The 14,425-nt window shown below is 49.3% G+C and carries 11 protein-coding genes; 2 read left to right on the forward strand and 9 right to left on the reverse strand.

The features are described 5' to 3' along the window. Nucleotides 1–21: 21 nt before the first annotated feature. The 6 genes from oppF to HV477_RS02620 form a co-directional block, all read right to left on the reverse strand. The gene (gene oppF, locus HV477_RS02595) at nt 22–1,026 is read right to left on the reverse strand and encodes a murein tripeptide/oligopeptide ABC transporter ATP-binding protein OppF (RefSeq protein ID WP_000994698.1); all 1,005 of its coding nucleotides are present in this window, start codon (nt 1,024–1,026) and stop codon (nt 22–24) included. Beyond that, nucleotides 1,023–2,030 carry an ABC transporter ATP-binding protein gene (locus HV477_RS02600; protein WP_000058857.1) on the reverse strand — a complete coding sequence of 336 codons (1,008 nt, stop codon included), beginning with the start codon at nt 2,028–2,030 and terminating at the stop codon, nt 1,023–1,025. Before HV477_RS02600 ends, oppF begins: the two co-directional genes overlap by 4 nt. Nucleotides 2,031–2,041: 11 nt before the next feature. Further along, nucleotides 2,042–2,950, reverse strand: coding sequence for an oligopeptide ABC transporter permease OppC (oppC, locus tag HV477_RS02605; RefSeq protein ID WP_000979653.1), 909 nt, complete (start codon nt 2,948–2,950; stop codon nt 2,042–2,044). 14 nt (nt 2,951–2,964) lie between these two features. After that, complete coding sequence (gene oppB / locus HV477_RS02610) at nt 2,965–3,885, reverse strand: oligopeptide ABC transporter permease OppB (protein WP_000911097.1); 921 nt, start codon at nt 3,883–3,885, stop codon at nt 2,965–2,967. A gap of 121 nt (nt 3,886–4,006) precedes the next feature. After that, entirely contained in the window at nt 4,007–5,638 is a 1,632-nt protein-coding gene (gene oppA / locus HV477_RS02615; protein WP_023227267.1) for an oligopeptide ABC transporter substrate-binding protein OppA, read from the reverse strand. Between the two features lie 776 nt (nt 5,639–6,414). Next, complete coding sequence (locus tag HV477_RS02620; protein WP_000615840.1) at nt 6,415–7,062, reverse strand: YchE family NAAT transporter; 648 nt, start codon at nt 7,060–7,062, stop codon at nt 6,415–6,417. A gap of 476 nt (nt 7,063–7,538) precedes the next feature. On the opposite strand from HV477_RS02620, the gene adhE reads away from it, so the two are divergent. After that, nucleotides 7,539–10,217, forward strand: a complete 2,679-nt coding sequence (adhE, locus tag HV477_RS02625; RefSeq protein ID WP_000301679.1) for a bifunctional acetaldehyde-CoA/alcohol dehydrogenase — start codon at nt 7,539–7,541, stop codon at nt 10,215–10,217. A gap of 196 nt (nt 10,218–10,413) precedes the next feature. On the opposite strand, the gene tdk is transcribed toward adhE, so the two are convergent. Continuing rightward, nucleotides 10,414–11,031, reverse strand: coding sequence for a thymidine kinase (gene tdk, locus HV477_RS02630; protein ID WP_000068097.1), 618 nt, complete (start codon nt 11,029–11,031; stop codon nt 10,414–10,416). 662 nt (nt 11,032–11,693) lie between these two features. Here tdk and hns point away from each other — a divergent pair. Further along, nucleotides 11,694–12,107: a histone-like nucleoid-structuring protein H-NS gene (hns, locus tag HV477_RS02635; RefSeq protein WP_001287383.1), complete on the forward strand. Its 414-nt coding sequence runs from the start codon at nt 11,694–11,696 to the stop codon at nt 12,105–12,107. Between the two features lie 131 nt (nt 12,108–12,238). On the opposite strand, the gene galU is transcribed toward hns, so the two are convergent. Then, nucleotides 12,239–13,147: a UTP--glucose-1-phosphate uridylyltransferase GalU gene (galU, locus tag HV477_RS02640; RefSeq protein WP_000729450.1), complete on the reverse strand. Its 909-nt coding sequence runs from the start codon at nt 13,145–13,147 to the stop codon at nt 12,239–12,241. 202 nt (nt 13,148–13,349) lie between these two features. After that, complete coding sequence (gene rssB / locus HV477_RS02645) at nt 13,350–14,363, reverse strand: two-component system response regulator RssB (protein ID WP_000193432.1); 1,014 nt, start codon at nt 14,361–14,363, stop codon at nt 13,350–13,352. Nucleotides 14,364–14,425 lie beyond the last annotated feature (62 nt).

The following is a 14,425-nucleotide window of genomic DNA, read 5'->3' on the forward strand; positions in this document are numbered from 1 at the left end:
ACGAATTGTCAGCCCTTGCGATTATAACGGGTCTACTTTAAGGCAGGAAACGGCATGGCGAAAACTCCCTTCCAACACCGGTCGCGTTTGCGCGCATTCTGGCCCGGCTAGCGGACAGCGTGTACGGAACACGCAGCCGGAAGGCGGGTTAATGGGCGAAGGTAATTCGCCCTCCAGCAATTGTATCTTCTTATTTCGCTCCAGATCGGGATCGGGAATCGGTACCGCCGACATCAGCGCTTTGGTATAAGGATGCAGTGGATTATGGTACACCTCATCATAGGTGCCCAATTCTACCGCATGACCGAGATACATCACCAGGACACGATCGGATATGTGCTTTACGACCGCCAGATCGTGCGCAATAAAAATCAACGACAGCCCCATCTCTCGCTGTAACTGCTGGAGCAAATTCACCACCTGCGCCTGAATAGAAACGTCCAGCGCCGACACCGGCTCATCGCAAATAATGAGCTTAGGTTCCAGGATCAATGCCCGGGCGATACCGATGCGCTGGCACTGCCCCCCGGAAAATTCATGGGGATAACGGTTGATGAGGTTCGGCAACAGCCCCACTTTCAGCATCATGGCTTTCACGCGGTCACGCACGTCCTGGCGCGAAAGTTTAGGATGATAAGTGCGCAGCGGTTCAGCGATAATTTCGCCAATCGTCATTCGCGGGTTGAGTGACGCCAGCGGGTCCTGGAAAATCATCTGGATATCGCTGCGCACCTCGCGCCACTCATCCGCTTTCATGCCCAGCAGATCTTTTCCCAGCCAGGCGACTTTACCATCTGTCGCCTTCACCAGACCAATAATGGCGCGCGCAAACGTCGACTTGCCGCAGCCGGATTCGCCCACCACGCCCAGCGTTTCGCCTTCATACAGGCGTAGCGTAACGCCGTCCACCGCTTTCAGAGTTTTCGGCGGTTGCCAGAACCACTGCTTCCCTTCTTTGATATCAAAATGTACTTTCAGATCGGCGATTTCGAGGAGAACTTTACGTTGTTCAATCACAGCATTCATAGCAGTTCCTCCACCGGTTTAAAACAGGCGCGCAAGCGACCAGGACTAAACGCTTCAAGTGGCGGCGCATTATTGCAGATCTCCATCGCATGAGGACAACGCGGCTGGAACGGACAACCTTTAGGCAAACGCAATAAATTGGGAGGATTGCCCGGAATCGTCAACATTTCCGCCCCCTCGCTATCCAGACGCGGCACCGCATTAAGCAAGCCTATCGAATACGGATGAACGGGCTGATAAAAGACATCGCGCGCCTTACCGTATTCCATGGTACGCCCGGCATACATTACCAGGACCTTATCGCAAATACCCGCGACCACGCCCAGATCGTGGGTAATCATGATAATGGCGGTATTAAATTCGCGCTTTAGCTCATTAAGCAAGGTCATAATCTGCGCCTGCACGGTAACATCAAGCGCGGTGGTAGGCTCATCGGCAATAAGCAGTTTCGGCCTGCACAACAGCGCCATCGCAATCATCACACGTTGACGCATTCCGCCGGAAAATTCGTGCGGGTACATTTTCATCCGTTTGCGCGCTTCCGGCATTTTTACGGCATCCAGCATTCTGACGGACTCTTCAAAAGCTTCCGCTTTGCTCATCCCTTTATGCAGCATCAGGACTTCCATTAACTGCTCCCCAACGCGCATATAAGGATTTAGCGAGGTCATCGGGTCCTGAAAAATCATCGAAATCTGTTCTGCGCGCAGCGTATTCAGTTCGCGCTCAGGTAGATTAAGAATTTCACGTCCGTTGAAGGTCGCGGAACCGCCGATTCGACCATTCGTCGCCAGCAGTCCCATTAATGCGAACGCCGTTTGCGATTTCCCCGATCCAGACTCGCCAACAATACCTAACGTTTCTCCAGCGCGAAGCGTAAAGTTCAGATCGTTGACCGCCGTCACATCGCCATCAGGCGTAGCGAACGTAACACGAAGATCGTTTACCTCCAGCAGTACATTCGCCGGTTGCGGCGCCTGAGTTGCGGTTTCTGATAAGCTCATGGCTGTACTCCTTAACGATCTTTCGGGTCGAGGGCATCACGCAGGCCATCGCCAATAAAGTTAAAACAGAATAACGTCACCACGAGAAAGCCAGCCGGAAACAGCAGCAGCCACGGTGAGACTTCCATTGAATTTGCGCCATCGCTCAATAACGCTCCCCAACTGCTTAACGGTTCCTGCGTCCCAAGCCCCAGGAAACTGAGGAAAGACTCAAACAGAATCATGCTGGGCACCAGCAACGATGCATACACTACCACTACGCCCAGGACGTTAGGCACAATATGGCGGATCACAATGCTGGCAGTCGACACACCACCCACCTGCGCGGCTTCGATGAACTCTTTACGTTTAAGACTTAGGGTTTGGCCACGCACGATACGCGCCATATCAAGCCAGGAGACCATGCCGATGGCGACGAAAATCAACAGAATGTTCTGCCCAAAAAACGTCACCAGCAAAATCACAAAGAACATAAACGGGAACGAGTTGAGGATCTCCAACAAACGCATCATCACAGAATCAATTTTGCCGCCCAGATAGCCGGACAGCGAGCCATACAGCGTTCCGACAATGACCGCCACCAGCGCGGCGGCAATCCCGACCATTAATGAGATACGCCCGCCGATGGCAACGCGCACCAACAGATCGCGCCCGGAAGAGTCAGTGCCGAAATAGTGACCGGACGCCATATCCGGCGCGCTGGACATCATGCCCCAGTCGGTATCGAAATAGGTAAATTGCGACAGCATAGGCGCCACTGTCACGAACAGGGCTATCAGAAACAGGACAATAAGACTGGCCACCGCCGCACGGTTATGCATAAAGCGCCGACGGGCATCTTGCCAAAGGCTGCGACCTTCCACCTCCAGCTTTTCACTGAAATTTTCCAGCGTCTCGCTGTTTTTCTTACTTAACATCATCGCGAGCTCCAGTATCAATAGCGAATTTTCGGGTCGATAACGGCATAGAGCACATCGACAATGGCGTTAAATAATATGGTCAGCGCCCCGACTAAAATGGTCAAACTTAACACCAGCGAGTAATCGCGGTTGAGCGCGCCATTAACGAAAAGCTGCCCAATGCCCGGTAAGCCATAAATCGTTTCAATCACCATTGAGCCGGTAATAATGCCGACAAAGGCTGGCCCCATATAGGATAAAACCGGCAGCAGCGCAGGTTTTAACGCATGGCGGAAGATAATTCTGCGCATCGGTAATCCTTTTGCCCGCGCGGTACGAATAAAGTTCGAATGCAGAACTTCAATCATTGAGCCGCGCGTAATACGAGCGATGCTGGCAATATAGGCCAGTGAAAGCGCAACCATCGGCAGGATCATAAATTTTAACGCCCCGCCGTTCCAGCCGCCGCCAGGCAGCCATTGCAAGGTTATCGCAAAGACCATCACCAGTAGCGGCGCCACCACAAAACTGGGGATAACGACGCCGGTCATGGCAAATCCCATCACCGTATAATCCCATCGCGTATTTTGCTTTAGCGCGGCAATCACGCCAGCGCTGACACCAATAATGACCGCCAGCAAAAAAGCGGCGGCGCCAAGTTTCGCCGAAACGGGGAAGCTGGCGGCAACCAGATCGTTGACCGTGTAATCTTTATATTTAAACGATGGTCCAAAATCGCCATGCGCCAGCTGCTTCAGGTAGCTGAAGTACTGCGTCATGATGGGATCGTTCAGATGATATTTTGCTTCAATATTGGCCAGCACTTCCGGCGGCAATGCGCGCTCGCCGGTAAAAGGACTCCCCGGCGCGAGGCGCATCATAAAGAAAGAGATGGTAATAAGAATAAACAGCGTCGGAATCGCTTCCAGACAGCGGCGTAAAATAAATTTCAACATTGCCCGTACCTTCTGGCCTGTGCCTTTACTTCCCGGACGTGACAAAAGATCCGCCAGGGAAAGTTATAGTGCGATGAAAAAAGACACCATGGGACAACCGCAGTTGTCCCATGTCTTGCCATTAATGTTTGATAATATATAAGTTTTTCACATAAATATTATCCAGCGGGTCTTTACCGGTATACCCGCCCACCCAGGGTTTCACCAGGCGCGCGTTAACGTAGTAATACACCGGCACAATAGCCGAGTCTTTATCTAACTGCTGCTCCGCTTTAGCGTAGAGTTCGCTGCGCTGCGTATCGTCCGCCACTTTCAGCGTGTCGGCAATCAGCTTATCAAACGCCGGGCTCTTATAATGCGCGGTGTTATTTGAACTGTCGGACAACATGGTATTCAGGAACGAGGTCGGTTCATTATAATCTGCGCACCACCCGGCTCTGGCGACATCAAAGGTGCCCTGATGACGGGTATCCAGGAAGGTTTTCCATTCCTGATTCTCCAGATTCACATTGACGCCCAGATTTTTCTTCCAGATAGACGCCACGGCAATGGCCAGTTTTTTATGCAGATCGGAGGTGTTATACAGCAGGTCGAATGTTAAGGGCTTATCCGCCGTAAAGCCGGCTTCAGCCAACAATTTCTTCGCTTCTTCATTACGCTTTTGCTGGGACCATTTGAACCACTCAGGCTCTACCAGTTTTGCGCCATCGGTATACGGCGGCGTGTAGCTATAAGCGGGTAAATCGCCCTGATTTTTAACCTTATTAACAATAATGTCGCGATCTAACGCCAGTTTCAGCGCGGTACGCACGCGGACATCGTTAAACGGCGCTTTTTGATTATTAATTTCGTAATAATAGGTACACAAATAAGGGTCTACGCGGACTTCATTCGGGATCTCTTTCTTCAGTTTCTGGAATAATTCGATCGGCATATTGTTATAAGTCATATCGATCTCGCCGCTGCGGTAGCGGTTAACATCCGTCACCTCCGAAGAGATAGGCAAATAAGTTACCTGATTGATGACGGTTTTGTCGTTATCCCAGTATTGCGGGTTACGCTCCAGCACGATACGTTCGTTCACCACCCAATTTTTTAACTTATAAGCGCCGTTAGTGACAATATTGGCTGGTTGCGTCCATTTATCGCCAAATTTTTCGACCGCTGATTTCGGTACAGGAGACACTGAAGGGTGGACCAACAATTTGTAGAAATAAGGCACCGGCTCACTTAAGGTCACTTCAAAGGTGTGATCATCAAGCGCTTTTACCCCCAGATCGGTGGCGGGTTTTTTACCGGCGATAATGTCATCGATATTAACGATATGACCGTATTGCAGATAGCTGGCGTACGGCGATGCCGTATTAGGATCGGCCAGGCGTTGCCAGCTATAAACGAAATCATGGGCGGTGACGGGCGTACCATCTGACCATTTCGCATTTTCACGTAGATGGAATGTCCAGACTTTAAAATCTTTATTTTCCCATTTTTCCGCGACGCCCGGTGAAGGATGCCCCTCGACATCACTAATTAATAAGCCTTCGAAGAGGTCACGGCTGACGTTCGATTCCGGCACGCCTTCAATTTTATGCGGGTCGAGAGACTGCACTTCTGATCCGTTATTACGTACCAACGTTTGCTTGTCGGCTAACTGAACGCCGGCGGGCACGTCTGCCGCAGTCGCGGCGCTGGCGGCGATGAGCGCAGTGAGTATTCCCGCTGCAATCAAACTTTTTTTCGTGATGTTAGACATTGTGTTTGTACTCCACTCATTATAATTACTGGTTTTTACCAGCCTGTTTAATCCCGTCAGGGTTCCTGTGCAGCACTGGTGATGTACTGCCAGGTCTGTCACTGCTTTTGCTATCACCGACTTTATTTATTCTGACGATTCGTTCGATCGCCTTTCGTCGATTCGGTATACGACGTACCTGCCCACGTCGCATGTTATTTCTGACAACCATCTAAATGAAAATAGTTATCAACAATGTGAAATCTTCTGCAAAATGTTTGGCCGAAAAGTATCAAATGCGTTTCTGAACCGCCAATTCATTTTACAATTTTGTTAACCAATTCTCTTTTATGGAAAATTTCCTGCCCAGAAAAACGGTTAAAGAATGTTAAAAATCTTTGATTTATTCTTTATAATCAATAAGTTGAAAGAAAAATATCTCTCTGTCGCATCGTAGGTTATGCCTGCGCCAGAAAACACACACAAATTTAACAAATACTCATTATTTAGCACATTCATCTACGATGGAGCTGAAACAACTAATAACATTTCAATAATCCTTCATCAAGCCCCAGAGTATGGTGTGAATAAAATAACAGACCTACCGCTTCTCACGGACTCAGTAATGTTGATAATAGTTTGATTAATAAAAATAAATAGCGTTAGATTATATTAGTATTTTTTATCATTTAAACGCTGAATGCTTATCAAAGTAAGAAGTGTTACGTGGGAATGTCACTGGGAATGTCACAAGGCGGCCCCCTTAGGGCGCCGCCTGTAAATCAACAGGTGGGAGTTTAGTTGAGCAAGCCGGGGAAAATGCCTTTTATTCCTGTGACAATAAATTCGATGCCGAGCGCCATTAACAACAACCCCATGATTCGGGTAATAACGTTGATACCGGTTTGCCCCAGCAAACGAACCAGCCACGGCGCCATACGGAACACGCCCCAGCAGCAAAGCGCAAAAAGCGCAATGGCAACTGAAAAACCAAGCAAATGCGCGATGCTGTGATAACGCGTCCCCCAGACGATAGTGGAGCTAATCGCCCCTGGCCCCGCCATTAACGGCAGCGCTAACGGCACAACGCCAATGCTCTCGCGTATGGCCGTCTCTGACTTTTCTTGCTTGTTTTGTTTATCTTCCCCCAGCTTCCCGCTGATCATCGACATTGCAATGGTGACAACCAGGATACCGCCCGCAATTCTGAACGAATCAATAGAAATACCAAACAGCTGCAGGATGCCATCGCCGAGGAATAAGGAACTCCACAAGATAATCGCGACCGACAGATTCGCGGTGAGGTTAGTTTTATTACGCGCCGTGGCCGTCTGGTAGCTGGTCATGCTGATGAAAACGGGGATAATCCCCACCGGGTTAACCAGCGCAAAGAGCCCGATAAAGAACTTAAAGTAAACAGGAAAATCAAAAAGCGGTTGAATCACGGTTAGCTCCGAAGCGTTAGCCGGATGAAGTCAATGTTCGTTAATGATCAAAACGCGCAGAAGATACGCCTTTTATTCGCATAGTTCACCTCTTATCTACACCTAATTTCATCCATTCATCGCTGTTATTTATATGTACTCGTTATGCTAATCCACTTACTCTTCATGACAACGATTTCTTAACAATTTACATAAAAGGCTAAAATGGCCTGCTGAAAGGTGTCAGCTTTGCGTAATCTTGATTTAGATCACACAATCGCTACTCAGAAGTGAGTAATCTTGCTTACGCCACCTGGACGTAACGCGTTAGAGTTAAATGATACTAACGCAGAAGCTCTTTTAGTAAATCAGAGCGAAACGGACGTTAAGTAACCACCTGAATTTCAGGTATTTATACAAAGTATCGTCGATCTGTCTATACTCACGTATCGCGCAGATGATTTACTAAAAAAGTTTAACATTATCAGGAGAGCATTATGGCTGTTACTAATGTCGCTGAACTTAACGCACTCGTAGAGCGTGTAAAAAAAGCCCAGCGTGAATATGCCAGTTTCACTCAAGAACAGGTCGACAAAATCTTCCGCGCCGCCGCTCTGGCAGCCGCTGATGCCCGCATTCCGCTGGCCAAAATGGCCGTCGCCGAATCAGGTATGGGTATCGTGGAAGACAAAGTGATTAAAAACCACTTCGCTTCTGAATATATTTACAATGCCTATAAAGATGAAAAAACCTGCGGCGTGCTGTCAGAAGACGACACCTTCGGGACCATCACCATTGCTGAACCTATCGGCATTATTTGCGGTATCGTTCCAACCACTAACCCGACCTCTACTGCGATCTTCAAATCGCTGATTAGCCTGAAGACCCGTAACGCCATCATCTTTTCTCCGCATCCGCGCGCTAAAGAAGCAACCAACAAAGCGGCAGACATCGTTCTGCAAGCGGCTATCGCTGCCGGCGCGCCGAAAGATCTGATTGGCTGGATCGATCAACCTTCCGTAGAACTGTCTAATGCGCTGATGCACCACCCGGATATCAACCTGATCCTCGCCACTGGCGGTCCAGGCATGGTTAAAGCTGCATACAGCTCCGGTAAACCGGCAATCGGCGTAGGCGCAGGCAACACCCCGGTTGTCATTGATGAAACCGCTGATATCAAACGCGCTGTGGCGTCTGTTCTGATGTCTAAAACCTTCGATAACGGCGTAATCTGTGCTTCTGAACAGTCTGTTGTCGTTGTTGATTCCGTCTATGATGCCGTTCGCGAACGTTTCGCCAGCCACGGCGGCTACATGCTGCAGGGCCAGGAGCTGAAAGCGGTTCAAAACGTTATCCTGAAAAATGGCGCTCTGAACGCCGCTATCGTCGGTCAGCCAGCCTACAAAATTGCTGAACTGGCAGGCTTCTCCGTACCAGAAACCACCAAGATTCTGATCGGTGAAGTTACGGTCGTTGATGAAAGCGAACCGTTCGCACACGAAAAACTGTCTCCGACTCTGGCGATGTACCGTGCGAAAGATTTCGAAGAAGCGGTAGAAAAAGCAGAAAAACTGGTCGCTATGGGCGGTATCGGTCACACCTCCTGCCTGTACACTGACCAGGATAACCAGCCAGAACGCGTTGCTTACTTCGGTCAGATGATGAAAACCGCGCGTATCCTGATCAACACCCCTGCCTCTCAGGGTGGTATCGGTGACCTGTACAACTTCAAACTCGCACCTTCCCTGACGTTGGGTTGTGGTTCCTGGGGTGGTAACTCCATCTCTGAAAACGTTGGTCCGAAACACCTGATCAACAAGAAAACCGTTGCTAAGCGAGCTGAAAACATGTTGTGGCACAAACTTCCGAAATCTATCTACTTCCGCCGTGGCTCTCTGCCCATCGCGCTGGATGAAGTGATTACTGATGGCCACAAACGTGCGCTCATCGTGACTGACCGCTTCCTGTTCAACAACGGCTATGCAGACCAGATCACCTCTGTGCTGAAAGCGGCTGGCGTTGAAACCGAAGTCTTCTTCGAAGTTGAAGCAGACCCGACGCTTTCCGTTGTTCGCAAAGGCGCTGAGCTGGCTAACTCCTTCAAACCGGACGTGATCATCGCGCTGGGCGGCGGTTCCCCGATGGACGCCGCGAAAATCATGTGGGTCATGTACGAACATCCGGAAACTCACTTCGAAGAACTGGCGCTGCGCTTTATGGACATCCGTAAACGTATCTACAAGTTCCCGAAAATGGGCGTGAAAGCGAAAATGATCGCCGTCACCACCACTTCCGGTACCGGTTCTGAAGTCACACCGTTTGCGGTTGTGACCGACGATGCAACCGGTCAGAAATATCCGCTGGCTGACTATGCCCTGACCCCGGATATGGCGATTGTCGACGCCAACCTGGTGATGGATATGCCGAAGTCCCTGTGTGCGTTCGGTGGTCTGGATGCGGTAACTCACGCTCTGGAAGCTTATGTTTCCGTACTGGCTTCTGAGTTCTCTGACGGTCAGGCTCTGCAGGCTCTGAAACTGCTGAAAGAAAACCTGCCGGCGTCTTACCACGAAGGGTCTAAAAATCCGGTTGCGCGTGAACGTGTTCACAGTGCAGCGACTATCGCCGGTATCGCGTTTGCCAACGCCTTCCTGGGTGTATGTCACTCCATGGCGCACAAACTGGGCTCTCAGTTCCACATTCCGCACGGTCTGGCGAACGCCCTGCTGATTTGTAACGTTATCCGCTACAACGCGAATGACAACCCGACCAAGCAGACCGCTTTCAGCCAGTACGATCGTCCGCAGGCACGCCGTCGTTACGCTGAAATTGCTGACCACCTGGGCCTGAGCGCGCCGGGCGACCGTACCGCCGCTAAGATTGAAAAACTGCTGGCATGGCTGGAAAGCATTAAAGCTGAGCTGGGTATTCCTAAGTCTATCCGTGAAGCAGGCGTACAGGAAGCTGACTTCCTGGCACACGTTGACAAACTGTCTGAAGATGCCTTCGATGACCAGTGCACCGGCGCTAACCCGCGTTATCCGCTGATCTCCGAACTGAAACAGATTCTGCTGGATACCTACTACGGTCGTGATTTCACCGAAGGTGAAGTTGCAGCGAAGAAAGACGTCGTTGCCACACCGAAAGCAGAGAAGAAAGCGAAAAAATCCGCTTAATTCGTTATCTGCTTTAGCATGACAAAAACGGCCTCAATTGAGGCCGTTTTTTTGTTTTACCTGTTTATCTGATGCCTGAAGGCGCTATGCTGATCATCTGGCCTACGTGCTCACGGCACGCCCTTCGTCAGGAGGCCTGAATAATGACCTCCAAAGCGCTACAGGGCGTTTTATAAGCCGATCTTTACCTCAGGTATCATATGTGCCGATGACGCTCCTGAATCGCCGTCAGTGAGCCCTCCTCCAGCGCGTCCTTATAATGCTTACGGCAAACTGAAACGTAGCGTTCATTCCCGCCAATAACCACCTGTTCGCCTTCGTTATAAGGCCTGCCGTCCTGATCAAGGCGCAGAACCATACTGGCTTTACGACCGCAGAAACAGATAGTTTTTAATTCCACCAGCTTATCTGACCATGCCAGCAAGTATTGGCTGCCGACAAAGAGCTCCCCACGAAAGTCTGTTCGTAGCCCATAGCAAAGTACTGGAATATCTAATTTGTCGACAACCTCGGATAATTGATAAACCTGCTGGCGAGTCAAAAACTGGCTTTCGTCGACTAACACGCAATGTATTGTCTGCCGCGCGCTCTCGGCACGAATCTCTTCAAACAAGGATGTATTTTGGTTAAACAATTTTGCCGGCGACGACAAACCGATACGAGAGCTGACTTTGCCTGCGCCGAAACGATCGTCGATTTCCGCCGTATATACGACGGTACGCATCCCGCGTTCCTGATAATTGTATGAAGATTGCAGCAGTGCAGTCGACTTACCCGCATTCATTGCCGAATAGTAGAAATATAGCTGTGCCATTGGTCGCAGGACCTCACCTGAGTGAAATAAAGATTGGCGGGATTGTACCATAATTTACCGACGCGACGGCGCGGCTCGCGCTCCGGTGAGTATTAAGAATTGTACAAACATCGCTCACTATACCCAAAATAATTCGCGTTGCTTAAAGGCGGCAAGGGAGTGAGTCCCCAGGAGCATAGATAACTATGTGACTGGAGTGAGCGAGCGTAGCCAACGCATAAGCAACTTGAAGTATGAAGGGTATATACACATTCCTTCACAAATTATGCCGTTAAAATTCATCAACAATGCTTATCATCACCCGCCAATATGAAAACCTTGTACTTATTGTTACCGTTACTCATACCCGGTGCAAAGTAATAGGGTTTTCTTGTAAGGAAATCTAATACAAGAGATTGATATCTCAGCAATGAGATCGTATTTCATCATGATAAAATGTGACCTGACTCCTAAATTTTTAGCGACAGACGGTGAGTATCCCCCCTGCCAATAAGCTCTTTTTTGTGCGGCGCCTCAAGGAAAATTTAAGTTGAGATAATTAAAACGTGTGCTTAATAAAGCGTAATTTTGAATTCCTTACATTCCTGGCTATTGCACAACTGAATTTATCGCTCTATTATTAGCTCAACAAACCACCCCAATATAAGTTTGAGATTACTACAATGAGCGAAGCACTTAAAATTCTGAACAACATCCGTACTCTTCGTGCGCAGGCAAGAGAATGTACTCTGGAAACGCTTGAAGAAATGCTGGAAAAATTAGAAGTTGTCGTTAATGAGCGTCGTGAAGAAGAAAGCGCTGCTGCTGCTGAAGTGGAAGAACGCACTCGTAAACTGCAACAGTATCGTGAAATGTTAATTGCCGACGGCATTGACCCGAATGAACTGCTGAATAGCATGGCTGCCGCTAAATCCGGCACCAAAGCTAAACGCGCAGCTCGTCCGGCTAAATATAGCTATGTTGACGAAAACGGTGAAACTAAAACCTGGACTGGCCAGGGTCGTACACCGGCTGTAATCAAAAAAGCAATGGAAGAACAAGGTAAGCAACTGGAAGATTTCCTGATCAAGGAATAATTTACTTCCTGGATGCTTAAAATCCCGCCGCTGGCGGGATTTTTTTTGCCTGAGTTCTCCGCTGACGACCCCAGGCATAAAAAAAGCGCCGGATTTACCAGCGCTTCTGTTAAAAAATTTATAACGTATCGTTACTTCTTAATACCCATTTCTTCTTCAAGCCAGGCTTTAAATTCAGCACCCAGCGAATTATGACGGATGCCATATTCAACGAATGCCTGCATATATCCTAACTTATTACCACAGTCATGGCTTTTACCCTTCATGTGGTAGGCTTCAACCGTTTCTTTTTCGATCAGCATATCGATAGCATCGGTCAACTGAATTTCATCCCCGGCGCCCGGAGGGGTTTTCGCCAGCAACGCCCAGATATCCGCGCTCAACACATAACGTCCGACAATCGCAAGGTTAGACGGCGCGACATCCGCTTTTGGTTTTTCAACCACGCCAACCATCGGCACACTTTCGCCCGGCGCCAGCTCAACGCCTTTGCAATCTACCACGCCGTATGCAGTCACATCTTCTACCGGCTCAACCATAATCTGGCTATTGCCGGTTTCGTCGAAACGGCGGATCATTTCAGCCAGGTTATCCTGAGACAGGTCGGACTCATATTCGTCAAGAATAACGTCTGGCAGAATAACAGCGACAGGTTCGTTTCCGACAACGGGATGCGCGCACAATACGGCATGGCCCAGGCCTTTTGCCAGCCCTTGACGTACCTGCATAATAGTGACATGCGGAGGGCAAATAGACTGAACCTCCTCCAGAAGCTGACGCTTAACGCGTTTTTCCAGCATCGCTTCCAGCTCAAAACTGGTATCAAAGTGGTTTTCAATAGAGTTTTTAGACGAGTGCGTAACAAGCACGATTTCAGTAATGCCAGCAGCGATACATTCGTTCACGACGTACTGAATTAATGGCTTATCAACCAGCGGCAGCATCTCTTTCGGGATAGCTTTGGTCGCTGGCAGCATCCTGGTTCCCAATCCCGCGACCGGGATAACGGCTTTTTTGACTTTCGAATTAAGGGCAGCCATTTAAAATTCTCCTGGACTGTTCATGTATTGAACGTGTTCATTAATCTGTATCGTGTTCCAGTATATCAGTACCAGAACAAGCCTCAGGTCCAAAAAGGACTTATATTGGTATAATTAAGACAAATACTTATAAATCTGCCGCAGATAGTAACACTCGTCGGGAAAGGCCGGTAAAGCAATTTCCGCTCACTCTTCCGTTTGGTCATTCCGCAGACAACATCAATCGCAGACGCCCTCCTGCGCCCCATATTTGACACTGCCACGAGTCGCAACGCTGGCTTAATTGGTTAAGGTAGGCGTTACCCAATGTTCCTAGCGGCACGCCGCTGCTGATTTGAACCTGATGAGCGCCCGTATTTAAGGTGGCGTTCAATCCGGCGGAGACGAGAATCAAATTTTTGAGCTCACTGTGATAGTAGCCGACAAATAGCGGGAATTGCCCAGGTAAATTGGCTTGTCTGAGCAGATGATTTACCTGTTTTAATAGCGCGCCTAACTCCGGTAAACGGTGCTTTTGTTGGCCTAGCTGATCCTGCAATAAGCCGTTAAATAGCGCCCGCAGCAACAATGCGGCTAACACGCCGTTATCGCCCGCCCGGGTGACATCCAGGCAATAAAATGCCAGTTCGTTATCAGATAGCGGCGCAATATCCAGCACCAGTCCAGGCTGATCGGCGGAGACGAGCTGCCGATAATTAATGCGGCAATGAGAAATCACCTGCTGTACCGGGGGCTGCAATTCCTGCAACAATTGCGCTGCGGCGGTCGGATTACTCACCATTGCATCCCAGTCACGAAACAGGCGTTCTTCTTCTTCAACCCGCGAGTTAAACATATTAGGGTATAAGCAAGCGAATACGGTTTCCCGCAAGCGGTTGAGATCTTTTACCGGCTTCAGCAAGACATCTTCAACCCCAAGGCGTAACGCTTTGGCGATATCCGCCATATTTTCTGTTGCGGAAATAACCAGAATAGGCGTCTGGTCTCCGCGATTACGTAAGTTTTCTACCAGTTTGAGACCGTTCATTCTCGGCATCGCGATATCACATATCATGAGATCAGGGGTAAAACGCCCCATCAACTCCAGGGCATCCACCCCGTCGCCTGCCAATGCCGTTGTCGCTCCCAAAGAGGAAAACCACGAATCCAGAAGCGAGCGAAATACAGGCTCGTCTTCAACAATAAGAATCTGTTTTCCGACCAATGGCTGCGTCATGTTCTCTCCCCTGACTGGCTTTAATCAATAGTGGCATGGTATTGCCGCTTGCGCCTGTCAGA

The organism is Salmonella sp. SG203 (assembly GCF_013350575.1).
GTDB lineage: Bacteria > Pseudomonadota > Gammaproteobacteria > Enterobacterales > Enterobacteriaceae > Salmonella > Salmonella enterica.